This is a genomic window from Streptomyces caatingaensis, assembly GCF_001187435.1.
GTDB lineage: Bacteria > Actinomycetota > Actinomycetes > Streptomycetales > Streptomycetaceae > Streptomyces > Streptomyces caatingaensis.
Map to the genome: position 1 here is coordinate 1 of NZ_LFXA01000009.1, position 22,816 is coordinate 22,816.

Annotated in this window: 24 protein-coding genes; 10 read left to right on the forward strand and 14 right to left on the reverse strand. The window is 72.1% G+C overall.

Going from position 1 to position 22,816, the window contains the following annotated elements:
* From AC230_RS13255 to AC230_RS13280, 6 genes are all read right to left on the reverse strand, one after another.
* Window positions 1-1,159: hypothetical protein (locus AC230_RS13255; RefSeq protein WP_049716393.1), on the reverse strand; the 1,159-nt coding region annotated here is incomplete at its 3' end.
* Between the two features lie 2 nt (window positions 1,160-1,161).
* The gene (locus AC230_RS13260; RefSeq protein ID WP_049716394.1) at window positions 1,162-2,580 is read right to left on the reverse strand and encodes an ATP-binding protein; all 1,419 of its coding nucleotides are present in this window, start codon (window positions 2,578-2,580) and stop codon (window positions 1,162-1,164) included.
* Between the two features lie 37 nt (window positions 2,581-2,617).
* Window positions 2,618-4,171 (reverse strand): SCO6880 family protein, encoded by a 1,554-nt coding sequence (locus AC230_RS13265; RefSeq protein WP_049716962.1) that lies wholly within the window; start codon window positions 4,169-4,171, stop codon window positions 2,618-2,620.
* A 2-nt stretch (window positions 4,172-4,173) separates the two neighbouring features.
* Window positions 4,174-5,559 carry a hypothetical protein gene (locus AC230_RS13270; RefSeq protein WP_053161155.1) on the reverse strand — a complete coding sequence of 462 codons (1,386 nt, stop codon included), beginning with the start codon at window positions 5,557-5,559 and terminating at the stop codon, window positions 4,174-4,176.
* Entirely contained in the window at window positions 5,549-6,400 is an 852-nt protein-coding gene (locus tag AC230_RS13275; protein WP_049716395.1) for a DUF8175 domain-containg protein, read from the reverse strand. Before AC230_RS13275 ends, AC230_RS13270 begins: the two co-directional genes overlap by 11 nt.
* Before the next feature lie 233 nt (window positions 6,401-6,633).
* Window positions 6,634-6,942 carry a hypothetical protein gene (locus AC230_RS13280; protein ID WP_004955155.1) on the reverse strand — a complete coding sequence of 103 codons (309 nt, stop codon included), beginning with the start codon at window positions 6,940-6,942 and terminating at the stop codon, window positions 6,634-6,636.
* Window positions 6,943-7,347: 405 nt separating this feature from the next.
* Between AC230_RS13280 and AC230_RS13285 the strand changes: the two genes are divergently transcribed.
* Window positions 7,348-8,772: a serine/threonine-protein kinase gene (locus AC230_RS13285; RefSeq protein ID WP_078871216.1), complete on the forward strand. Its 1,425-nt coding sequence runs from the start codon at window positions 7,348-7,350 to the stop codon at window positions 8,770-8,772.
* Window positions 8,773-8,775: 3 nt separating this feature from the next.
* Here the strand turns inward: AC230_RS13285 and AC230_RS13290 are convergent, their stop codons facing one another.
* The 3 genes from AC230_RS13290 to AC230_RS13300 form a co-directional block, all read right to left on the reverse strand.
* On the reverse strand, window positions 8,776-9,012 hold the full coding sequence (locus AC230_RS13290) for a DUF397 domain-containing protein (protein ID WP_241833214.1): 237 nt from the start codon (window positions 9,010-9,012) through the stop codon (window positions 8,776-8,778).
* A 116-nt stretch (window positions 9,013-9,128) separates the two neighbouring features.
* Window positions 9,129-10,049, reverse strand: a complete 921-nt coding sequence (locus tag AC230_RS13295; protein WP_049716397.1) for a GlxA family transcriptional regulator — start codon at window positions 10,047-10,049, stop codon at window positions 9,129-9,131.
* 76 nt (window positions 10,050-10,125) lie between these two features.
* Entirely contained in the window at window positions 10,126-10,734 is a 609-nt protein-coding gene (locus AC230_RS13300) for a cysteine hydrolase family protein (protein ID WP_049716398.1), read from the reverse strand.
* Window positions 10,735-10,960: 226 nt separating this feature from the next.
* Here AC230_RS13300 and AC230_RS13305 point away from each other — a divergent pair, with 226 nt between their 5' ends.
* Window positions 10,961-11,389, forward strand: coding sequence for a hypothetical protein (locus tag AC230_RS13305; RefSeq protein ID WP_049716399.1), 429 nt, complete (start codon window positions 10,961-10,963; stop codon window positions 11,387-11,389).
* Here the strand turns inward: AC230_RS13305 and AC230_RS31070 are convergent.
* Window positions 11,350-11,640, reverse strand: a complete 291-nt coding sequence (locus AC230_RS31070; RefSeq protein WP_078871217.1) for a DUF397 domain-containing protein — start codon at window positions 11,638-11,640, stop codon at window positions 11,350-11,352. The two genes, AC230_RS13305 and AC230_RS31070, sit on opposite strands and share 40 nt — an antisense overlap.
* On the reverse strand, window positions 11,570-12,475 hold the full coding sequence (locus AC230_RS13310) for a helix-turn-helix domain-containing protein (protein WP_049716400.1): 906 nt from the start codon (window positions 12,473-12,475) through the stop codon (window positions 11,570-11,572). The genes AC230_RS31070 and AC230_RS13310 overlap by 71 nt, the downstream gene beginning before the upstream one ends.
* Before the next feature lie 213 nt (window positions 12,476-12,688).
* Between AC230_RS13310 and AC230_RS13315 the strand changes: the two genes are divergently transcribed.
* The 4 genes from AC230_RS13315 to AC230_RS13330 all read left to right on the forward strand — a co-directional run bounded on the left by AC230_RS13315 (window position 12,689) and on the right by AC230_RS13330 (window position 17,024).
* Window positions 12,689-13,159 (forward strand): ATP-binding protein, encoded by a 471-nt coding sequence (locus AC230_RS13315; protein WP_049716401.1) that lies wholly within the window; start codon window positions 12,689-12,691, stop codon window positions 13,157-13,159.
* A 102-nt stretch (window positions 13,160-13,261) separates the two neighbouring features.
* On the forward strand, window positions 13,262-14,953 hold the full coding sequence (locus AC230_RS13320; RefSeq protein WP_049716402.1) for a protein kinase domain-containing protein: 1,692 nt from the start codon (window positions 13,262-13,264) through the stop codon (window positions 14,951-14,953).
* A gap of 125 nt (window positions 14,954-15,078) precedes the next feature.
* Complete coding sequence (locus AC230_RS13325; RefSeq protein WP_049716403.1) at window positions 15,079-16,083, forward strand: C40 family peptidase; 1,005 nt, start codon at window positions 15,079-15,081, stop codon at window positions 16,081-16,083.
* 239 nt (window positions 16,084-16,322) lie between these two features.
* On the forward strand, window positions 16,323-17,024 hold the full coding sequence (locus AC230_RS13330) for a phosphatase PAP2 family protein (RefSeq protein WP_049716965.1): 702 nt from the start codon (window positions 16,323-16,325) through the stop codon (window positions 17,022-17,024).
* A 27-nt stretch (window positions 17,025-17,051) separates the two neighbouring features.
* Here AC230_RS13330 and AC230_RS13335 read toward each other — a convergent pair whose 3' ends face one another.
* Both AC230_RS13335 and AC230_RS32565 read right to left on the reverse strand, forming a co-directional pair.
* Window positions 17,052-18,575 (reverse strand): FAD-binding oxidoreductase, encoded by a 1,524-nt coding sequence (locus tag AC230_RS13335; RefSeq protein ID WP_422125582.1) that lies wholly within the window; start codon window positions 18,573-18,575, stop codon window positions 17,052-17,054.
* A gap of 142 nt (window positions 18,576-18,717) precedes the next feature.
* The gene (locus tag AC230_RS32565) at window positions 18,718-18,891 is read right to left on the reverse strand and encodes a hypothetical protein (protein WP_157868569.1); all 174 of its coding nucleotides are present in this window, start codon (window positions 18,889-18,891) and stop codon (window positions 18,718-18,720) included.
* Between the two features lie 81 nt (window positions 18,892-18,972).
* Between AC230_RS32565 and AC230_RS13340 the strand changes: the two genes are divergently transcribed.
* Together AC230_RS13340 and AC230_RS13345 are read left to right on the forward strand one after the other, a co-directional pair.
* A complete protein-coding gene (locus tag AC230_RS13340) occupies window positions 18,973-19,899 on the forward strand; it encodes an SCO4651 family lipoprotein (RefSeq protein ID WP_049716405.1) in 927 nt (308 codons plus the stop codon).
* Window positions 19,900-20,031: 132 nt separating this feature from the next.
* The gene (locus AC230_RS13345; RefSeq protein ID WP_049716966.1) at window positions 20,032-20,220 is read left to right on the forward strand and encodes a hypothetical protein; all 189 of its coding nucleotides are present in this window, start codon (window positions 20,032-20,034) and stop codon (window positions 20,218-20,220) included.
* A gap of 47 nt (window positions 20,221-20,267) precedes the next feature.
* Here the strand turns inward: AC230_RS13345 and AC230_RS13350 are convergent, their stop codons facing one another.
* On the reverse strand, window positions 20,268-20,645 hold the full coding sequence (locus AC230_RS13350; RefSeq protein ID WP_049716406.1) for a metal-sensitive transcriptional regulator: 378 nt from the start codon (window positions 20,643-20,645) through the stop codon (window positions 20,268-20,270).
* 240 nt (window positions 20,646-20,885) lie between these two features.
* Between AC230_RS13350 and AC230_RS13355 the strand changes: the two genes are divergently transcribed.
* Together AC230_RS13355 and AC230_RS13360 are read left to right on the forward strand one after the other, a co-directional pair.
* A complete protein-coding gene (locus AC230_RS13355; protein ID WP_049716407.1) occupies window positions 20,886-21,506 on the forward strand; it encodes a DUF47 domain-containing protein in 621 nt (206 codons plus the stop codon).
* Window positions 21,507-21,512: 6 nt separating this feature from the next.
* On the forward strand, window positions 21,513-22,511 hold the full coding sequence (locus tag AC230_RS13360) for an inorganic phosphate transporter (protein WP_049716408.1): 999 nt from the start codon (window positions 21,513-21,515) through the stop codon (window positions 22,509-22,511).
* Window positions 22,512-22,816 lie beyond the last annotated feature (305 nt).

Below are 22,816 nucleotides of genomic sequence, written 5' to 3' on the forward strand. Positions count from 1 at the left end.
CCCCCTCGGCCACGAATGATTCCAACGCGAGGGCGTCGGCCCGGTTGGGGCTGCACGCGTCGCGCATGTGCACGGACGAGAGGGCGTTGAGGGCGCGTTGTGTCAACTCCTGTGCCATCTCGCGGCGTTCCGGGTGGGCGGTGAGGGCCGATTCGAGTTCGCCCGCCGCCCCGCCGGTGGCCTTGGGGTTCGTCCGCAGGATCCGTACGGCCTCGTGGGCGGCGCCGCCCTGGGTCCAGCGGTGCACCTGGCGGAAGGGACGGCCGTCCACCGCCGCCGCGTGGAGCCAGCAGCGCAGCAGTGTTTCGGCGGTCTCGGCCGTGAGCGAGTCGAGGACGCTGGGCGGGCGGACGGGGGCGAGGAGCGCGGCGGCCCGGGCGGCGGCGGTCTCCCGGGACTCGCAGCCGGCGGCCGGGTTCCAGCGGAGGCGGTCCGGGGTGTCGAGGAGGTGGCCCGGGTCGAAGACGCGGACCGGGCCGAGTTTGGCCCGCGCGTCCTTGGTCTCGGTCCACAGACCGGGGTCGCTGGTGACGACCAGGACGGGCCCGGCCGCGTCGAGCACGGCCCGGGCGGCGAGGGCCCGGCGGTCGGTGGCGTAGACGACGCGCTCACTGCCGGGATGCGCCGGAGGCGCCGGCTCGGGGGCGGGGGCCGGGACAGGCGCGGGTGCGGACGCAGGGGCGGCCACCGGCGCCGGCACCGACACCGGCGGCGCGCTCCCGACCGCCGCACCGGCCGCCGTCCCACCGTCCGCCGCCCCGCCGGCCGCCGTCGCACCGCCCGCCGCTGTGGACGCCATCGCCATCCGCCCCCGCCCCCGTCGCCATCTCGCCACCGTCCCGATCAGGAAGACGGCGAGCACTGTCGCCACCAGGGCCTCGCTGATCGCCACGCCCCAGAACAGGCCGTACCCGGAGAGCTGTTCCGGTGGGGTTTCCGGCCAGGCGGCCGCGAGGTCGCGCGGAGCGGACATCAGGTGGCGCATGGCCTGCGGGGTGTGCGTGAGGCTCACGCCGTCGGGCCAGGCACCGGCGGCGAGGAGGCCCGAGAGGCCGGTGGCCGTCCAGGCCACCAGGGTGACCCCCAGGAGGAGCGCGATGGCGCTGATCAGCAGCCCGTCGGGAACGCCCCCGCCCTGGGCGCGCCGTCCCTGTTCCACGGTCAGGCCACCGTCGAGCGGGAGGGCGGTCCGTACGCCGCGTCCGGATGGCGTTCCCTCGCGGCGGCCGCCCGTTCGGCGACCTCGGCCTCGGCGGCCCGTTCGCGGTCGGAGGCGCCCTCCTCGGTCATGGCGCGGTCGGTGTAGACCAGTGGCCGTTCGGCGTCCGTGATCAGGTGTTTGACGACCTGGACGTTGCCGTTGACGTCCCAGACGGCGATGCCGGGTGTGAGCGTGGGGATGATCTCGACGGCCCAGCGGGGCAGGCCGAGCACCCGGCCGGTGGCCCGTGCCTCGTCCGCCTTCTGGGCGTAAATGGTGCGTGTGGAGGCCATCTTGAGGATGGCGGCCGCCTCCTTGGCGGCCGCGCCGTCCACGACGTCGGAGAGGTGGTGCACCACGGCGACGAACGAAAGGCCCAGCCGCCGGCCGAACTTGAGGAGCCGCTGGAACAGCTGGGCCACGAAGGGGGAGTTGATGATGTGCCAGGCCTCCTCGACGAGGAAGATCCGCTTCTTGCGGTCGGGCCGGATCCAGGTGTGCTCCAGCCAGACGCCGACGATGGCCATGAGGATGGGCATGGCGATCGAGTTGCGGTCGATGTGCGAGAGGTCGAAGACGATCAGCGGGGCGTCGAGGTCGATGCCGGCCGTGGTCGGGCCGTCGAACATGCCGCGCAGGTCGCCGTCGACCAGACGGTCGAGGACGAGGGCCACGTCCAGGCCCCAGGCCCGTACGTCGTCTATGTCGACGTTCATGGACTCCGCCGACTCGGCCTCGGGGTGGCGGAGTTGCTCCACGATGTCGGAGAGGATGGGCTGCCGGCCGGGGGTGGCGCCGTTGGTCACGGCCGCGTGCGCGACCTTGAGGGCGAAGCCGGACCGTTCGTCCAGCCCCCGTCCCATGGCCACCTCGATGATCGTGCGCAGCAGGGCGAGCTGGCCGGTGGTGGTGATCGACGGGTCGAGGGGGTTGAGGCGGATGCCGCCGTCGAGGGCGGCCATGGGGTCGAGCCGGATGGGGGTTATGCCCAGTTGCTGGGCGATGAGGTTCCACTCGCCGACGCCGTCCTCGCCCTGGGCGTCGAGGACGACCACCTGCCGGTCGCGGAAGCGGAGCTGGCGCAGGACGTACGTCTTCTCCAGCGCGGACTTGCCGTTGCCGGACTCGCCGAGCACCAGCCAGTGCGGGGCGGGGAGTTGCTGTCCGTAGAGCTGGAAGGGGTCGTAGATGTAGCCCTTGCCCGAGTACACCTCCCGCCCGATGATCACGCCGGAGTCCCCGAGGCCGGGTGCGGCCGTGGGGAGGTAGACGGCCTGTGCCTGCCCGGTGGACGTGCGCACGGGCAGCCGTGTCGTCTCCACCTTCCCGAAGAGGAAGCTGGTGAAGGCGTTGGTGAGGGAGGCGAGTGGATCGAGCACGGCGGTTGCCCCTAACAGGCCCTAGGTGTGGCGTCGTCTAGCGTCGGATGCCGGTCGCGAACGGCAGCGTGTTGACGAAGGCCCGGTGGTGCTCGCGGTCGCACCACTCCAGCTTGAGGTAGCTCTTGCCGGCGGACGCTCTTATGGTCCGCTTGTCGCGGGCCAGTTCCTCGGGGGAGCGCGAGGAGACGGTGATGTAGCCGACGAGGTTGACGCCGGCCGCGCCGCTGGCCAGGTCCTCGCCTCGCTGGTCGACGCGGGAGTGGTGGGCGACGTCGCGCGGGTCGACGACGCGGTTCATCTTGGCGGCGCGGGAGGCGTCGGCGTCGTCGTTGGTCTTCTCGGTGAGCATCCGCTCGATGGCGACGTCGGTGGGTTCGAGGTCCATGCAGACGGCGACGGTGCGGATGACGTCGGGGGTGTGGACGAGCAGCGGGGCGAGGAAGTTGACGCCGACCGGGGTCATCGGCCACTCCTTGATCCACGCGGTGGCGTGGCACCAGGGCTCGCGGGTGGCCGACTCGCGGGTCTTGGCCTGGAGGTAGGTGGGCTGGACGGCGTCCAGTTCGGCGGGCCAGGCGTTGCGTTCGGTCATGGCCTGGATGTGGTCGATGGGGTGGTCGGGGTCGTACATCGAGTGCACCAGGGAGGACAGGCGGCTCTGGCCGAGCGGCTGGCGGACCCGGATGTCGGCCTCGGCGAGGCGGGCGCAGATGTCGGTGAGCTCGCGGGCCATCACCACGGCGAGTCCGCCGTCGCGGTCCAGCCGGCGGCGGCCGCCGCCGTGCCGGGAGGCGCGGGCGATGGCCTGGGCCTCGGCGGCCAGGTCGCGGGTGTAGTGCATGCAGGCGACGAGGTAGGCGCGGTGCTGCTCGGAGGAGGTGGAGACCATCGACTGGAGCTGGTCGTAGGAGTCCTTGAGCCACTGCGGCGAGCTGTCGTCGCCGCGCCGCTCGACGTCCTTGGCGTGCGCGTCGGGGTCGGCGGGCAGCGTACGGGCCAGCATCTGCAGGCGGGTGACGTAGCCGTCGCCGTTGGCCACGTGCTTGAGCAGGGTGCCGAAGCGCTCGACGAGGGCCTCCTGGTCCTCGGAGTCGCGCAGTCCGACGCCGGGGCCCTCGATCTCGATGGCGGCGGTCACGGTGCGGCGGTCGGCGTGCAGCAGGACGGCGATCTCGTCCGGACCGAAGGGCGCCGACAGCCAGTTGATCCGGCCGATGCCGGGCGGGGGGCCGATCTCGATCTCGCGGCCGTCGAGGCGGGTGCCGGCCTCGACCGCGCCGGAGCGGTAGGCGGGGGTGCGGCGGACGGTGCGCTTGTACGTGCGGTTGATCTCGAACCACTTGTAGAACGTGCGCTGTTTGTACGGCACGTACACGGCGGCGAGGGCGAGGGCGGGGAAGCCGGTGAGGGTGACGATCCGCAGCGGGAGCACCGGGACCAGCAGCCCGCACATCATGCCGAGGAACGCCCCGGCGATGATCAGGCCGATCTCGCCGGTCTCGCGGTTCTTGCCGATGACCGCGTTGGGGCGGGCGCGGCCGATCAGATACGTACGGCGGGCCGCGACCGGCTGGGACTGCGCCTCGATCGTCAACTCCGCTCACCTCCCGTGGTGTTGCCGTTGTTCTGCGCGCGGGGCGCGGGGGATCCGGAAGGTGCGCTTCCGGTCCCGGTGGGGCCGGGGGCGCCCGCGGGGGGACGCCGGGCGCTGTGGGCGGCGACGCCGCCGGAGAGCGGGTTGGCGGGACGGGCCGCGCCCTGCTGCGGCGCCGGGGCCCCGCCGCCGCGGGAACTGTGCGTGGTGATGCCCTGCTTGACCAGCGTGGCGGGCGAGGAGATCACGGCGGCGGCCTGGCGCGACGCGGCGTCCTTGCTGGCGTTGCGACTGCTGATGATCTCGTCGCCGAAGCCGGGTACGAAGCGGTAGATCATCGCGCTCGCGAAGATGGCGAGGATGATGATCGCGAGGCCCGAGACGACGGCGGACAGGGCGTTCGGGCCCTGCCCGGAGGAGAGCGCCCCGGCGAGCGACAGCACGATCACGATGATCGGTTTGACCAGGATCACCGCGATCATGATGCCCGCCCAGCGGCGGACGTGGCCCCACATGTTCTTGTCGACGAGCCCCGAGTAGACCGCCGTCCCGAGCAGGGCCCCCACGTAGAGGAGGGCCGCCCGGATCACCAGCTCCAGCCACAGGACGCCGGCGGCGAGGACGGACACCAGCGAGATCACGATCAGCATGATCGGTCCGCCGCCGATGCCGTCGCCCTTCTTCAGGGCCTCGGCGAACCCCCCGAAGAACGTGTCGTTGTGATCACCCGTGCCGCTGGCGATCACTTCCGTCACGGCGTCCGTGGCCTGCACGACGGTGTACAGGATCAGCGGCGTGAACGCGGACGCCAGCACCGTCAGCCAGAGGAAGCCGACGGCTTCCGTGATCGCCTCCGTGAACGGCACGCCGCGCACCGCCCGCTTGGCGACCGCCAGCAGCCACAGCACGAGCGTCAGGATCGTCGACGCGGCGAAGACGACGGCGTACTGGCGCAGGAACGTGCCGTTCGTGAAGTCGACGTTGCTGGTGTTCCGGACGGCGTCCGACAGCTTCTGGATGATCCAGGTCGCCGCCTCGGCGCAGCCCTTGGCGAGCGCGGCGGCGGGGTCCAGGGCGGCGGTGGGGTCGGGTGGGGTTTTGGAGGTGGATTGGCCCGACTGGCAGTAGTCGCGGGCCGGGCCGACGATCAGGTCGCACTTGTCCTTGGTGGGGAGCGACCCCGGGCTGGGCACACCGGTGGCCCCGGTGGACGGCGTGGCTCCGGGCGATGGTGTGGTCCCCGGGGACGGAGTCGCGCTCCCGCCGGAGGACGGCGTGGGTGTGGGGGCCGCGAAGGCGCGGGCGCTGAGGAGAACGGCGCTCGTCTGGATGCCGGTCAGCACGGCGGCGAGCGTGACGCCACGGCGGGGCCTACCGGGCATAAGTGAACCCTCCGTACTGCTCGACAGCCTTCGAGATGTCGTCGGCCGAGGACGCGGCCCGGTCGCTGTTGACCGGGGCCGGGCCGTTCTTCTGGGAGAAGCCCTCCACCTTCCAGTCGCCGCCGGTCCAGCGCAGCTTGATCGTCATCGTGAACCAGTCGTTGGCGACAGGGGAGGTCGAACCGACGCCGGCCGTCCCGAAGACGCCCGTGCACCAGACGTCCACCGAGGCGGAGGAGTCGCTGTACTCGGTGGTCTTGGTGCCTACCGGCACGGTGCGCGACACATAGGTCTTGCCCTTGGCGGCTTCGCCGTTCTCGTTCAGGCCCAGCTTGGACAGGAAGTCCTTCGAGTAGGCGGCGTCCAGTTGCGACTGGAACTCGGGCGCCTTCTCGGCCGTGAAGACCCGGGGCACGATCTCGTGCCGCCGGTTCGGCTTGAGGATGTCCGAAGAGACCAGGATCGTCGCGAAGTTCGCAGCCGCAGACTGCGCCCCCTGCTCCGTCCGGGCGAACCCCCCCGGAATTCCCCCGGCCTTCCCCTCCACCGGCTTCACGCCGGACGGCGCCGTCGCGCCCCCGGCCCCCTGGGCCGTCTCCTCGGCGCCGTCGCCCGACGAACCCCCGCCCCCGCCCCGGTTGGCGAAGGCGATCGCCGCGATGAGCAGGACGACCACCGCCACGACGGTGATGAGGTTGCGGCTGGGGCGCACGCCGCCGCGGCGCGGGGGCGCGTACGGATCGACCTCCCCCTCCGGCAGGCGCGTCCGCGTCATGTGGCGGTCGTCGGCCTCGTAACCGCCGGAGCCGTGACCGCTGTAGCCGTCGTCACCGGGACTCATCGCGTGCCAGCTCCCTCGTGCGTCGTCGCGGGCCTGCCGCCATGAGACGACGGTAGCGGTGCGGGCGGTTTCCCGGGGGAGTGCGTGAGGGAGTGAGAGGGCATCAGGTGGCAGCCTCGGGTGGGGGGCTCGGGCGGGCCGTTGCGCCGCGAGCCGGCACGGAAGGGAGGGACGCGGCGGGCAGGGGGCGACGGGTGCCGCCGGGCCGGGGCGGTGGGCCCGGCGGCACCCGCTCAGACCGCCATGCCGTAGACGATGGTGAAGAGTGTCCCCAGCGAACCGATGATGAACACCCCGGTCAGTCCGGCGACGATGAGCCCCTTGCCCTGCTCGGCGCTGAACGTGTCCCGCAGCGCCGTCGCGCCGATCCGCTGCTTCGCCGCGCCCCAGATCGCGATGGCCAGGCAGAGCAGGATCGATACGGCCATGATGACCTCGATCATCACGCGGGCCTCCCGGCCCAGACTGCCGAACGGCCCCCAGTTCGGGGCGATTCCACCGATAATGGTGTTGATGTCGCCTTTTCCGGCTGCCAAGAACATACGTAACTCACCGCCCCTTGTGGGTAGTTGCAGCACCCCTGCCGCACGGCAAAGGTCGGTACCTATCTTCGCTGACGCGGCCGCCCTTGTATGTCGACTTGGCGGCATTTTTTGACGGGACCCGCATGTGCCCCGGGCACCCCCACCGCGGCCGCCCCGCACGGCGGCACGGACCGATGTCAGTGGGTGGTCCTATGGTGACTCTGTGTATCACGCACGCCCACGGTGGGCAATGGGCGTGATGACCGGGGGGAGCACAGGTGTTCAAGGAATCGCGCGTTCGGTCGGTAGGCTGTGGGGGCCGTCTCCGCACGCGCCGCGGACCACGGCCGCCGGGTTGGTTCATCGCGTTCATCGCACTCATCGCCTGGGTCGTCGGGTGCGTCGAGTTCAGGGGTGGTAGGGGTGCTGGTTGCCGAACGCTACCGGTTGGGGGAGCTGCTCGGCCGCGGCGGAATGGGCGAAGTCTGGCGCGGCCAGGACGAAGTGCTCGGCCGTCAGGTCGCGGTGAAGCTGCTCCTCGGCGACGACGGGGAGGACTCCGCGGCCCAGCGCTTCCGCCTGGAGGCGCAGACCGCCGCCCGCCTGAATCACCCTCAAGTGGTCGCCGTCTACGACTTCGGCTCCTGGGAGGGCCGCTTCTACCTGGTCATGGAGCTGGTGGACGGGCCGAGCCTGGCCCAGCAGCTGGCCGCCCGCGGCCCGCTCTCCCCGGCCGGAGTCGCCGACATCGCCGCCCAGTCCGCGGCGGGCCTGGCGGCGGCCCACCGGCAGGGAGTCGTCCACCGCGACATCAAGCCGGGCAACCTCATGCTGGACCGCAGCGGCACGGTGAAGATCGGCGACTTCGGCATCGCCCGCTTCGTCGACGAGACCTCCGCCCAGCTCACCCGCGCCGGCCAGATCGTCGGCACGAGCACCTACCTCGCGCCCGAGCGTGCGCTGGGGCGCGTGGCGGGCCCGGCGTCGGACGTCTACGCGCTGGGGTGCGTGCTCTACCACTTGTTGGTCGGGCAGCCGCCGTTCTGGGCCGAGAGCCCCACTTCGCTCCTCTACCTCCATGTCGACTCGCCGCCGGTGCCGCCGCGACAGCACCGGGGCGACGTGCCCTACGCCCTCGACGCCTACCTGCTGCGGATGCTCGCCAAGGAGCCGGAGGCCCGGCCGACGGCGCAGGAGGTGGCGGACTGGTTCGCGAGTCCGGCGTGGCGCGAGGACGCTCCCGGGGCGGTGACTCCTGTGGCGGGTGCGCCTGTTGGGGCCACGCCGCCGCCTCCCATGCCGCCGGTCCCGCCCGTTGCCTTGGGTGTTCCGGTCGCCCCGGGCGTCCCGGTCGCCCCGGGCGCGGCACCACCGCCCGTCCCGTCCATCCCTGCTTCCCCGTCGGTCCCGCCCGTGCCGCCCGCCGCGCCTCCGCAGGCGCCGGCCGTCGGCCCGGAGGCCCTGCTCCATCAGGAGAGCGTCACGACGTACGCGCTCCCCGGCTCGTCCGCCACGCGCGCCACACGGGCGCCCGCCGCGCTGCCCGGGCGCCGCCGGGGCAAGGCGCCGGCCGGGCGCGGGCGGCAGCGGCATACGCCCAAGGCCCTGGCCGGGGCGGTCGCCGGAGCGGTGGCCTTCGCCGTGGCGGCGGTCATCGGCGCGTCGGTGTTCACTTCGGACGGGGACGACGAAGGGGGCCGCCAGGAGGAGCGGCGGTCGGAGGAGATGAACGAGACGGTCTCCCAGGAGGGCGGGGGCGCCGGCAGCGCGGGCCACGTCACGCCGACGGCCACACCGCACCACGGACACGGGAACGGGAAGGGCGGGCACGGCGTGGGGAAGGGGTGACGCCTAGCCCTCCGCCCCCTGCGCCGGTTCCTCCACGAAGTGGTCGAACTCGCCCGCCTTCACGCCGAGTACGAACGCCTCCCATTTGCGCTCGGTGGTGACGACGACCTTCTCCGGGTGGAGGTTCTCCCGGAGGTAGACGTTGCCGTTCCCGTCGAAGGCGATCTCCAGGTACTCCGGGAGCGTCGGATCGTCCGTGGCCGGGATCCAGGTCATTCCCTCCGGTACGCGCGGTGCCACAGCCGTCTCCCTCGCCTCATGGGGTGTCGTACGCACCGGCACGGTGCCGCACCCACGATAGGCGAGCGGCGCGGCTGCGCAACGGGGCGCTGAACGTCCCGGCGCGCGGCGGCGGTTCAGCCCTGTCGTGCCTCCGCCCGGCCCCTGAGCCTCCTCAGCATCCGGGCGTCCTGGAAGCCGGCCGACCGCGCCGCCGCCTCCACCGTCGCGCCCTGCCCGATGAGGTGTTCCGCGTGCTCGACGCGCAGCACCTGCTGGTAGCGCAGCGGCGTCAGGCCCGTCGCCGCGGTGAACCGGCGGGTCAGCGTGCGCTCGCCGAGCCCGACGGCCGCGGCGAGGTCGGCGAGGCGCACGGTGGAGGTGTAGCGCGCGTCGATCAGGTCCTGGGCCTGGTGCACCGCGTCGCTGAGGTGCGCGCGGTGCCTCAGCATCGCGCTGTGCTGCCGGTCGTCGCCGTTGCGGCGCGCGTAGACGACCATCTCCCGCGCCACCCGCGCCGCGGCGGCCGCCCCGTGCCGTACGGCGACGAGATGCAGGGCCAGGTCGATCCCGCTCGCGATGCCGGCCGAGGTGATCACGCGGCCGTCCGTCACGAACAGCACGTCGCGCACCACGTGTGCCCTGGGGTAGCGGCGCGCCAGCTCGTCCTGCACGTCGTGGTGCGTCGTGCAGCGGCGGCCGTCCAGCAGCCCCGCCCGGCCCAGCGCGTCCGCCCCGGCGCACACGCTGGCCACCGTGCCGCCGGCCGCGTGGTGCGCCACGAGCCGGTCCAGGGTGGCCCGGGTGAGCACGCCGGTGCCGCGCAGGGCGGGGGCGCGCCAGCCCGGAACGACGATCAGGTCGTCCGGGGTCAGGGCGGGCCACTGCGTCCCGGCCCGGAGGGCCACGCCCTGGGCCGTGGGCACCTCTTCGTGTTCGGCCACGTACACGGCCTCGTAGCCCAGGCCGAAGGTGTCCGCGGACGAGAACACCTGGGCCGGGCCCGCGAGGTCCAGCAGGTGCAGCTGCGGTACGAGGAGGAAGACGACCCGGGTCACGATCCGGTCAGTTCCCTTCGGCTGCGCCCTCGGTCGGTTCGGTCGCGGTCAACTTGTCACAGTCGGCTCGTCACGGTCAGTCCGTGGCCGTCAGGTCGTCCGTGGTGGCGATCCGTGCGAAGCGGCCCGCCAGGGCGTATTCGGTACGGGCCACGATCGCGTCGGTGGTCAGCGTACGCGGGTCCGCGAGGACCTCGTCCAGGCTCCGGCCCGCCGGGGCGTCCCGGTGCTCGATGGGGTGCGTGGCGGTCGCGTCCGTCACGAACGTCACGTCGTACCCGAGGTCCGACGCGACGCGGGCCGTCGTCTCGCAGCACTGCTCGGTGCGGATTCCGCTGATCACGACCTCGTGGACGCCTTGCTGCGTCAGCAGCTGCTGGAGGTTGGTGGTGGTGAAGGCGTTGTGCGACGTCTTCGTCAGCACCGGCTCCCCGGCGGCCGGCTCCAGCCCCTCGATCGGCCGGTTGAACCCCCGCTCCGGGTCGAAGACGGTGCCGCTCCCCGGCTCCGAGTGCAGGATCCACACGACCGGCTCGCCCTTCGCCCGCTGGGCGTCGACCAGCCGGCCGACGTTCCGCACGACGTCCGGGTTGGACGTCGCCGCCCAGTTGGCCCGCTGCCGGAAGGACTCCTGGACGTCGATGACGAGGAGGACGCTGTTGCCGGTGTTCTTGTCGTTGCTCATGGGCCCATCCTGCGGGGCGGCCGGGGCGCCGGATAAGGCTCGATCATGCCCCGGGGCGGAACGATCCGGTCACGCCCTCCCCGTGGCTGCCGTATGGCCACTTCGGCACCGGTGCGGTGGTCCGGCCGGGCGGACGGCCGTAGCGTGGCGAGAGCGGAGCACACCCATGTCAACCGCACACCCAGGTCAACTCAACCGCACACCCAGGTCAACCATGGAGCAGCCCATGCGAGGTCCGACAGCGAAGGCGGCGGCGGTTCTGATCGGCGCCGGGGTGGCCCTGACCGCCACGGCCGCCGCCCCCGCGGCGGCGGCGCCCACGGCGGTCGTCGTCGACTGCGCCAAGAAGGCGCAGGTGCGGCCCGGTTCGTTCGTCATCGCCTGCGGTGACGGCAACAACGCGTTGGCTTCCCTGCGCTGGGCCCAGTGGAGCGGGGCCGCCGCGGTGGGCACCGGTCGGGATCTGGTCAACGACTGCGTCCCCGACTGCGCCGAGGGTCACTTCCACTCGTACCCGGTCTCCGTCCGGCTCGACCGGGCCCGTCCGTGGCCTGGCCACGCCGGCCTCCGGCACTACACGCGGCTGACCGTCACATATCCGGCGTCCCGGCCGCCTCATGCGCCTCGGCAGGAGTCGTTCCCGCTGTGGAGTTGAGGGGGGCGGGGGCTGCGTCTGGCGAAGTCGAGGAGGGATCTGAGGGTGGAGGGGGTGAGGGTGAGGACCGTTTGAGGGTGGCCGCTTTCGCGGAGTGAGAGGCTTCGCCGGGAGACCGACACCTCTATGCAGTCACCGTCTCCGACGGGGTTGCTGAAACTTGACTTCTGCCACTGGCGTTCAGGCACCGGTCGCCTCGCACAAGGTGTACAGCACGTGCTGGATGAGCCCGAGGGAGTCCCTCCTTGCATGGAACTCGCCGAGGGACTGCGGGTCAATCGGGTCCAATGCGGCGGATGCCAGCTCCTGGAAGGAAGTGGTGAAGGCCGCGAGGTGCTGTTGCTCGCTGAGGAAGGGGGACGCGACCGGCTGCTCGACGTAGACCGTGCCGAGTTCCGGCACGCCGGCTTCGTACAGGACGAACGGTGACGAGAAGGCGGGCGGGTGAAAGGTCGCGCTGAGCGGCAGGATCTGGATCCGCACCTGCGGCAACAGGGCCATACGAAGCAGGTGTTCGAGCTGGGCGCGCATGATGTCGCCCGGGACGAAGCGCATCCGCAGCGCCGTTTCATGGATGACGGCGTGCAGGTGCAGTGAGCCCTCGGTGAGCACCCGTTGCCGGCCGAGGCGGAACTCGACGTACGTGTCGAGCAGTTCCTCGTCGGCGTCCCGCTCACCCGCCGCCAGGAGCGTCCGGATGTAATCGGGCGTCTGCAACAGCCCGGGAATGTACAGCCACTGGAACGAACGGCTCGACGTGGCCGACGCCTCCAGCTCGGCCAAGTCCGTGCCCCGACCGCCCACATGGCGCTTGTAATCCGACCACCACCCGCGGCCGCTGCTGACGCTCATGGCCACCAGGGCGTTCACGAGGGATTCCGATCGGCAACCGTATGCGGCCATGAGTGCCCGCAACTTCACCTCTGGAATGGCTGTTCGGGCCGCCTCGATGTGCCCCAGGTGGGGCGGCCCGAGCCCGGCGGCCGCCGCGGCCTCCGCGACGGACAGTCCGGCCGCGAGACGCAGCCTGCGGAGTTCGGCCCCCAAACGGCGTTGTCGCTGCGTTGGATTGCTGCGCAGTCCCATGCGTCCCTCCGGTTGATCGGCAGCAGTCTGCCTGCTCCGCCGGGAGGCGATCCACTCGTTGGTGGCAATCCCCGCAGTGAGGTTGCAGATCGGCAACTGCCGTCCCTACCGTCGATGGGCGACGGCCCAACCCACCGTCGCCACACACCCGAAGCGCACCGGCGTGCGCTCGCCCACGCCCGCGCACGGTCCCCTGCGAACCGAGGAACCCCCATGTGCCCCAGCGGCAGCACAGCCCTCGCCCCCGAATCCCGCCCACGCCCCCACGCCGGCTTCTCCCTCCTCTTCCCGCCCGAACCCGGCTGGGTCCGCGCGGCGCGGGACGCGGTGCGAACGGCACTCGCGCCCGCCCACGCCGACTGCAAGCCCGAACTCGCCGACACCGCCGTCCTCCTCACCTCCGAGGTGGTGACCAACGCCGTCAACGCCTGTCGGCACACCGGCTGTTCCTCGCCCATCGCCCTCCACGCCGAGTGGGCCACCGGCGGCGTCCGCGTGCACGTGCACGACCACGCGCCCGGAGCGCCCCGGCTGGACCCGCCCCGCCGCCGGGCCCCCGACGAGCAGCCCGAGAACGGCAACGGCATGCTGCTCGTCAGCGCCTTCGCCACCGACTGGGGCATCTGCCGCCACGGCCCGGGCACCGGGAAGACGGTGTGGTTCACGCTCGCGGACGGCGTCTGAGCCGGGTCGGGCGTCGGCGGGCGCTCGGGCGTGGCCGGCCGCCGTGGCAGCACCCGAATCGTCCGCTACCCGGGAGTACGCAGGGCGCTAGAGTTCCGACGCGTGGAAGCGCTACGTCCTCAGGATCCCGCCCGTATCGGCCCGCACATACTCCTCGCCCGGCTGGGGAGCGGGGGCATGGGGCAGGTGTACCTGGGGCGTTCCCCGGGTGGGCGGCAGTTGGCGATCAAGGTCATTCGGGATGATTTCGCCCAGAACGCGGAGGCGTTGGCGCGTTTCCGGCGCGAGGTCGAGACGGTCCGGGCGGTGCGCAGCGCGTACACCGCGAACCTGGTCGACGCGTCGTTGGAGGCGGCGCCCTACTGGCTGGCGACGGAGTACGTGCCGGGGCCCACGCTCACCCAGGCGATGAGCGGGCGCGGGGCGCTCCCGGCGGACACCTGCTTCCGCCTCTTCGCGGCGCTGGCGGAGGCGCTGGCGCAGGTGCACGCGCACGGGGTGACGCACCGCGATCTCAAGCCGCACAACATCATCCTGTCGCCGGTGGGGCCGAAGCTGATCGACTTCGGCATCGCGCGGGGGGCCGAGCAGACGGTCCTGACGCAGGTGGGTTCGGCGCCGGGGACGCCGGGGTACACGGCGCCGGAGGTCATCACGCGGAACGAGGTGTCGTCCGCCGCCGACGTGTTCGCGTTGGGCGCGACCATGGCCGCCGTCGCCACGGGGCGGCCGCCGTACGGGCCGGGCTCGATGGAGTCGGTGACGTACCGGGTCGTGCACGGCGAGATCGACGTGGACGGGGTCGAGCCGGCGCTGGCGGGGCTGATCCGCGCGTGCGTGGCGGCGGATCCGGCGGCGCGGCCGGGGCCGGGGGAGATCGTCGCGCGGTGCGGGGTGACGTCGTCGTTGGTCGACGATCCGGTGTACGGGCCGTTGACGGCGCTGGGGGAGAAGGCGCCGGGGGATCTGCCGGCGGCGGTGGCGGCGGGGTTCGTGCCCCCGCCGCCGGTGCCTCCGGCACATACGCCGACGTACACACCGACGTATGTGCCGGGGATGGCGCCGAAGCGGCGCAAGGGGGTGTACCTGTCGGTGGGGGCGGGGGCGGTGGCCCTCGGGGTGGCGATCGGGGTGGTGTTCGCGTGGCCGGACGGGGGTGGCGACGGTGATCGGGCCGCCCAGGCCCCGGCCGCCCCTTCGGTCACGTCGGGACCGTCGGTCGCCGCGTCGCAAGGGCCGGCCAAGGTACCGGGGTTCGTCGAGGCCACCGACCTGAACCGGGATCAGTGGACGCCCGACGAGGGCGATCCGTACGGCCTCGGCAGGTGTGCCGCGCCGCCGCAGGAGCGGGCGGGAGGGCAGTTCCAGGCCGGGGCCGTGGATGCCGTGACCGAGAAGCCCGGTGTCATGAACGGCAAGGTGAAGATCTCCTTCCGCTTCAAGTACGCCGGACCGGAGCTGCCCAAGCCGTACTACGTGTCCGTGGCGGTGAAGCCTCCGCATGACATCGATCCGGACACGGGTAAACCGGTGGAAAGGCCTCGTACGGAGAACCGTGGGCTCGGCTACACGAGCAAGCCGGTCGACATCGCACCGAAGGATGCGACCGGTTGGGGCTCCGAGTTCAAGGAGCTGACCTATCCCGACGACTTCCGGGACGTCGTCGGGGGCAAGCCGGCCGGCCGCGCCATCCCGGTGGGCAACGACCCCGGGAACTGGACCCTCCTCTTCCTGCATGTCAAGGGCCCGAAGGAGTACGGCATCTTCGACTGCCGGGGATTCGTCGCCCGTTGATCCGCTGATACGGCGTCGGACGTGCGCCCTCGTGCACCGCGAGTGCTCCCCTTGCTCCCCCGCGCCTTCCGTCGAACCGGGGAGAACGACGGGTACATGACGCCCCGATGGGGGAGAATCGCGGGGTGCGGAAGTGGTGGTTGGGCGCCGGAGCGGGCATCGGCATGTGCCTGGCTCTGCTCGGGCTGCTCTTCTTCGCCGTCTACACCGCCTCCCTGAACATCGCGGGCGGTGTACGGGGTGCCGTCGGACTGGCCAAAGGGGCCGTTCCGGCGGCCTACCAGCCGCAGTTGGAGAAATGGGGCAACCTCTGCGAGGCCATAACCCCCGCGCTGCTGGCCGCCCAGCTCTACACCGAGAGCAACTGGGACCCCAAGGCGAAGAGCCCCGCCGGCGCGCTGGGGCTCGCCCAGTTCATCCCGGAGACCTGGGCCCGGTACGGGGTGGACGCCAACGGGGATGGCAAACCGGACATTTGGAACCCCGATGACGCCATCGCGTCCGCGGCGACGTACGACTGCGCACTGGCGAAGGACGTCAAGAGCGTCCCGGGCGATGCCACCAACAACATGCTCGCGGCCTACAACGCGGGCCCGTACAGCGTCATCCAGGCCGCCGGCGTCCCGCGGATCTCCGAGACGCAGGGCTATGTACGATCCATCCGCGACCTGGAGCGCAGCTTCGCCCGCCCCGTCGGTCACGTCGCCCCCTCCCAGCAGGCCGCCGGGGCCATCTACTTCGCGCAGGAGCAGCTCGGCAAGCCGTACCTGTGGGGCGGGGACGGGACGAAGGAGGACGGCGGGCGGTTCGACTGTTCGGGGCTGACGAAGGCGGCGTACGCGAGCGTGGGGATCGAGCTGCCGCGCGTCGCGAACGACCAGTGGAACGCCGGCCCGCACCCGAAGCGGGACGAGCTGATGCCCGGCGACCTCGTCTTCTTCGCGCACAACCTCCAGGACCCGCGCACGATCCACCACGTGGGCCTGTACGTGGGGGGCGGATACATGATCAACGCGCCCCACACCGGCGCCGTGAACCGGTTCGACAAAATCGACACACCGGACTACATCGGCGCGACCCGCGTGACGGATGCGGGTGCGAAAGCGTTGCCCAGGCCGAACGGCGTGTGAACCCCGGGCCTCCTGCACCGCCCCCGGTCACCCTTGGATAACGTCCTGGTGATCATTGAGTGGAGAGCGGAACGCCGGGTCGGAGCGGCGCGTTCCCTTGGGGGTGGGAAAGCCGCGCCCCCGTCAGGGGCGCACGGACCACGGGGGTTTGGCAGCTGCACCGTGCTAAAGGCGACAGATAAGGGGGCAACCCGATGCCCGCATCCGGATTCGGACCAGGACTTGCGGCGGTCCATCCCCTGGCGAGCGCCGACGGAGGCTCGTCGGGCCCCGACGTCGACCTGCTCTACGACATCAACGGACTGGCCAAGGACGCGCCCGGGTGGTTCGACCACGCCGTGTCGTTCGTGGGCGAGTACGGGATCGTCTTCGGCCTCGGTGTGCTGATGGTCTGCGCCTGGTGGAGCGTGCGGCGCGGGCCGGACGCGGCGCAGGGGGTCGCGGCGCTGCTGTGGGCCCCGCTGGCGGCCGGGCTCGCGCTGTTGGTGAACGTCCCGATCCGGGGGTTCGTGCGGCGCCCTCGGCCGTTCCTGGAACACCAGGGGCTGGACGTGCTGGTGCGGGGGAAGACGGACTTCTCCTTCGTGAGCGATCACGCGACGCTGACGATGGCGCTGGGGGTCGGTCTCTTCGTCGCCCATCGCAGGTATGGGCTGATGGGCATCGGGCTGGCCTTCGCGGAGGGCTTCTGCCGGGTGTTCATGGGCGTGCACTACCCGACGGACGTCGTCGGGGGGCTGGCGCTGGGCACGGCTGTGGTGTTGCTGCTGGCGCCGTTGGCGATGATGGGGCTTACACCGGTGGCGGCGCGGGTTGGGTCGTCGCGGGTGGGGTGGCTTGTCCGGTCGCGTCGAACGACGGTGTCGTTGGCTGTGGCGGGGCCGGAGGCGCTGCCGGCCGGGCGGCCGGGGGCGCATCGCGACAAGGGGCTTGCCGCGTAGGGGGGTTTGCCCCAGCCCCGCCCACCCCTACAGCGCCTGCGGAAACGTGAACAAACGACCGGGGTCGTACTGACGCTTCAGCTTCGCGAGGCGCGGCGCCGCGTCCCCGTAGTAGGCGCGGCGCCAGTCCTTGAGGCCCGCGTCCGCGTAGTTCTGGTACGCCGCCCCCGAGGCGTAGCGGCGCATCGCGGTGTGGATGCCGTCCAGCCACGCCACCTGGCCGGCGCCGGAAGCGCCGGCGCGCCACGACGTCAGGTACTGCGCCAGGAAGCGCGAGCGCCGGTGAACGAACGCGGTGTCCAGCGGCTTGACGCGGTTCACGGCGCCGCCCAGGGCGGTGAGCTGGATGGAGCCGCCGCCCGGGCCCCCGCGCCGGGCGAAGCGTTCGGTCTGGTCGAGGAGCGTACGGATGCCGGCGGCGTTCAGGGAACGGTCGTAGAAGTCCGAGCGCGCCGCGTACGTTTCGCGGCCGAGCTTGCCGGCCCGGTCGCGGCCGGGGGTGCGGCCGGGGAGGTGGGACTGGGCGAGGGTGAGGTCGCCGCAGCCCGCGTAGCGGCGCATGGCGTCGAGGTACGAGCGGCTGGAGACGGAGATTCTCGCCTTGCCGCCGCCCACCTTGGCGGCGAGTCTGTCGAGGGCGTTGGCGAGGTCGCCCTTGGTGCCGAGGGAGAAGGCGGCGACGGCGATGCGCGGGGTGCCGTGGTACGCGACGGACAGGTCGCACGCGGACCAGATCTCGTCCGGCTGGCCCGGCCCCCACTCCTGCCAGGCGCGGAGGACGTCGGCGGCCTTGGCCCAGGGCCAGGAGACGTAGCCGGACACCCCGTTGCCCACCCGCCGGGTGCGGAAGCGGAGTTCGGTGACGACGCCGAAGTTGCCGTTGCCCGCGCCGCGCAGGGCCCAGAAGAGATCGGGGTTGCGCTTGGCGTCGCAGTCGAGGACCTTGCCGTCGGCGGTGACGAGCGTGGCGCCGGTGAGGCTGTCGCAGGTCATGCCGTAGGCGCGGGAGAGGACGCCGTGGCCGCCGCCGAGGGTGACGCCGGAGATGCCGACGGTGGGGCAGGAGCCGGCGGGGACGGTGACGCCGTGCGCGGCGAGGCCGGTGTAGACCTCCATGAGCTTGGCGCCGGCGCCGACGACGGCGGACGAGGAGCCGGTGGTGCGGACGGTGCGCAGCCGTGAGACGTCGATGACGAGCCGGCCGTCGCCGCCGGACCAACCGGCGTAGCTGTGGCCGCCGTTGCGGATGGCGACGGGTATGGAGAAGCGGCGGGCGAAGGAGAGGCAGGAGGCTATGTCGGCGGTGCCGGCGACGTAGGCGACGCCGGCGGGCCGCTGGCCGTCGAAGCGGGTGTTGTAGAGCTGGCGCGCGGTGGCGTAATCGGCGTCGCCGGGGCGGACGAGGCCGCCCTTGAGGCCCTTGCCGAGGGCGGTCCAGTCCGCGGCGCGGACCTTGGCGGAGGGGCGCGCCACCGCGGTGGACGGCCACGCCGCCGTCGTGATTCCCGTCGCCGCCGCTGCCGTCAGCAGCGTGCGCCTGGTCAAGGCCATGTCGCCCCCGTTGTTACCCGTGTTGCCCATCTGACTGATGGGACAGATGTCCGGGAGGGGGCGGATGGTTCCGCCGGTGACCGGCGGGCGCGCACGGCGGGGGATCCGGGGTGCGGCGGAGAGTGCGGGGAGTGCGGGGAGTTCAGCGCGCGGCGGCCTGCGCCCGGTGGGCCTCCGCGTCGCTGCGGGCCTGGGAGCGGGCGCGGCGGGCGGGGCCGAGCCAGCCGCAGGTGCAGCGGGCGGCGCAGAACGCGCCGCGTTCGCCGGTGGTGGTGCGGTGCTCGCCGTCGGGGGGCACGGGGTGCGTATCGGACACGCCACCACGCTACCGGCCGTGACGGCGGCCCGGACGCGGTCGTTGGAAGGAACAGGTTCCACCCGAAGGGGGCTGACGGGCATGGCGGCGCAGGGGCACAGACGCAGGGCCGCCATGGCCACGGCGATGGCGGGCGGGCTCGCCCTCGGGCTGCTGGTGACCGGCTGCGCCGAGCAGGAGCCGGACGGGGACGGGCAGGACGGGACGGCCGGCGGCGGCGCGGAGGCCCGCTGGGCGGTGCGGACCGCCGACGCGGTGCACCCGGGCCGGGCGGTCGAGGCGATGCGGCGCGTGGCGGGGGCGCTCGCGCGGACGGGCGGCGCGCGGGTGCGTACGTCCATGGAGACGGAGAGCGGCGGCACCCGGCTGACGATCCTGGGCCGGGGGGTGTACGACTTCGCGCGGCCCGTCGGCCGGTTGACGGTGCGGGTGCCGCAGGACGCGCGGGGGACGGCCGAACACCGGCCGATCACCGAGGTGTTCACCCCGGGCGCGCTCTACATGAAGAACCGCGGCGCGGGCGTCCCGCCGGAGAAGTGGGTGCGCCTCGACACGGCCGCGCTGCCCGACGGCGACCTGCTCACCAGCGGCGCCACGGATCCGCTGGCGGCGGCCGAACTGCTCGGCGGGGCGCGGGAGGTGACCTCGATGCGGGACGAGGGGCTGGACGGGATGCCGGTGCGGCACTTCTGGGGGACGATCGACCTGGCCGAGGCGGCGCGGCGGGCGCCCGCGCGGGACCGGGCGGTGCTGACGGCGGCGGCGCGGGGCTTCTCGGCCGGGACGGTCGCCTTCGACGCCTTCCTCGACGAGGAGGGGCTGCCGCGGCTGCTGCGCTACCGCTTCGGGGTCGACGAACGGGAGGAGGCCGCGGACGGGTCCGGGGCGGGGAAACGCACGACCGTGGTCTCGACCGTCGAACTGTCCTCCTTCGGATTCGCGCCCGACATCAGGCTGCCGGAATCCGGAGATATCTATGCGGGGAGGGTTCGTTCACCGCGGAAATAACGCGGCCAGGAGTGGTTGGCCATGGAAATGGTCCTTCTGTGTCATGCCCGCGGTCTGTGCCGGTCCCTAACCTGGGACCGGGCCCTCCTGGAGGGGGACCGCCACGACGCAAGACCCGAGGAGGTGAATCACGTGGTTTCGCGGCGCGGTTCGTCGGCCGGTCCGGATCCCGTGGCCCTCATCGAGATCGATCTCTACGGTGAGTTGATGATCGCCGCGACGGGCGCGGCGGAGGAGCGGCTGAGCCCGGACCGCATCGACGAGGTGCTCCGGGTCGTGCGCTCCCGGCGGCCCGGGGCGTCCGGGGACGGCGACGTCTGAGGCCCGCCCCGGGGCTCTCCCGGGGTGGTGCCGCCGGGCGGGGCCCGTCAGGAGCGCAGCAGGCGGGCGATGGCCGCGGTGGCCTCGGCGACCTTGGTGTCGATCTCGTCCCCGCCCTTGACCGCGGCGTCGGCGACGCAGTGCCGCAGGTGCTCCTGGAGGAGCTGGAGGGCGAAGGACTGGAGGGCCTTGGTGCCCGCCGAGACCTGGGTGAGTATGTCGATGCAGTAGACGTCCTCCTCGACCATGCGCTGGAGGCCGCGGATCTGGCCCTCGATCCGGCGGAGGCGCTTGAGGTGCTGGTCCTTCTGCTTGCTGTAGCCGTGGGGGCCGCGGTTGTGACCCTTGTCGCTCCCGGGCTCGCCGTGGCAGGGGGCCGCGGTGGGCTCGCCGGCGCCGGCCGCTGTGGTGTCCGTGGTCGTCATGGCGTCCTCCGTGGCGATGGCTCCGGCATGTGCCCCTGGGATAGTGCCTCGTCGGCATACCCCCACCGGGTATATCGTACCGAAATTTCGGCGACGGGCCGGCCGTGGGGCCGTACCGGCTTGGTGAGCACTCTGCCCGATGGGCGACACTGAGGGAATGCCAGTTAGCCGCGGCCCGATGATGCGCCTAGCATCATCGAGACCGAATCCGCTGAATCCGCTGCACCCCGAGGATCCCACGTGCGCTTTCGTCTGACCCCCAGGGAGACGAGCTTCTACGACATGTTCGCCGCGTCCGCGGACAACATCGTCACGGGCTCCAAGCTCCTGATGGAACTGCTCGGCGCGGAGCCGTCCGCCCGAGCCGAGATCGCCGAGCGGATGCGGGCAGCGGAGCACGCCGGGGACGACGCGACCCACGCGATCTTCCACCAGCTGAACTCGTCGTTCATCACGCCGTTCGACCGCGAGGACATCTACGCCCTCGCGTCCTCGCTCGACGACATCATGGACTTCATGGAGGAGGCCGTCGACCTGGTCGTCCTCTACCAGATCGAGGACCTGCCCAAGGGCGTCGAGCAGCAGATCGAGGTCCTGGCGCGGGCGGCCGAGCTCACGGCCGAGGCCATGCCGAACCTGCGGACGATGACCAACCTCACCGAGTACTGGATCGAGGTGAACCGCCTGGAGAACCAGGCGGACCAGATCCACCGCAAGCTGCTCGCCCACCTCTTCAACGGCAAGTACGACGCCATCGAGGTGCTCAAGCTCAAGCAGATCGTGGACGTGCTGGAAGAGGCGGCGGACGCGTTCGAGCACGTGGCGAACACGGTCGAGACCATCGCGGTCAAGGAGTCCTGACCCCCGGTGGACACGTTCGCTCTCGTCGTCACCATCGGTGTCGCGCTCGGATTCACGTATACCAACGGCTTTCACGACTCCGCGAACGCCATCGCCACCTCGGTCTCCACGCGGGCGCTGACCCCGCGCGCGGCCCTGGCGATGGCGGCGGTGATGAACCTCGCCGGTGCCTTCCTCGGCAGCGGGGTCGCCAAGACCGTCAGTGAGGGCCTGATCGACACCCCCACGGGCAACCAGGGGATGCTCATCCTCTTCTCCGCCCTGGTCGGTGCCGTCGTCTGGAACCTGGTCACCTGGTACTTCGGGCTGCCGTCCTCGTCCAGCCACGCGCTGTTCGGCGGCATGGTGGGCGCGGCGCTCGCCGGATCCTCGACCGTCTACTGGTCCGGGGTCTGGGAGAAGATCGTCCTGCCCATGTTCCTGTCGCCCGTGGTGGGCCTGGTGCTGGGCTACTTCGTCATGGTGATCCTGCTCTGGATCTTCCGGAAGGCCAATCCGCACAAGGCGAAGCGCGGGTTCCGGATCGCGCAGACGGTGTCCGCGGCGGGTATGGCCCTGGGCCATGGCCTCCAGGACGCGCAGAAGACGATGGGCATCGTGGTGATGGCCCTCGTCATCGGCGGCGTCGAGGACGCCGGGGACCCGATCCCGGTCTGGGTCAAGATCGCCTGTGCGCTGATGCTCTCGCTCGGTACGTACGCGGGTGGCTGGCGGATCATGCGGACGCTGGGGCGGCGGATCATCGAGCTCGACCCGCCGCAGGGGTTCGCCGCCGAGACGACGGCTGCCTCCGTGATGTACACGGCGTCGTTCATGTTCCACGCGCCGATCTCGACGACGCATGTCATCACGTCGGCGATCATGGGGGTGGGGGCGACGAAGCGGGTCAGTGCGGTGCGCTGGGGTGTTGCGAAGAACATCATCCTGGGGTGGTTCATCACGATGCCGGCGGCGGCGGGGGTCGCGGCGTTGGCTTATTGGGCGGGCAAGCTGGCGGTTGGCTGAGGGGGGTGTTCCCCCGCCCCGCCCTGACCCGTCTCCACAGGGAGCTCCGCCCCTGTGCCACCCCGCGGGGGGCGGGGCCGGCGCGCCTCGCGCTCCCCGCAACCGCGCTGCGCGCGGTTGTCCTCAAGCGCCGGACGGGCTGGGTGCCCCTCCCCGACCTTTCACCGTTTCCCGGGGAGTCCCCCGGACCCCCGATTCGCCCTCCGGGCGAAGTCCTCAAGCGCCGGACGGGCCATTCAGCCCGTCCGGCGCTTCTGCGATCGATGCGGCGCAGCCCCCGCCCCCGTGCCGGGTTGGCGCCGCGG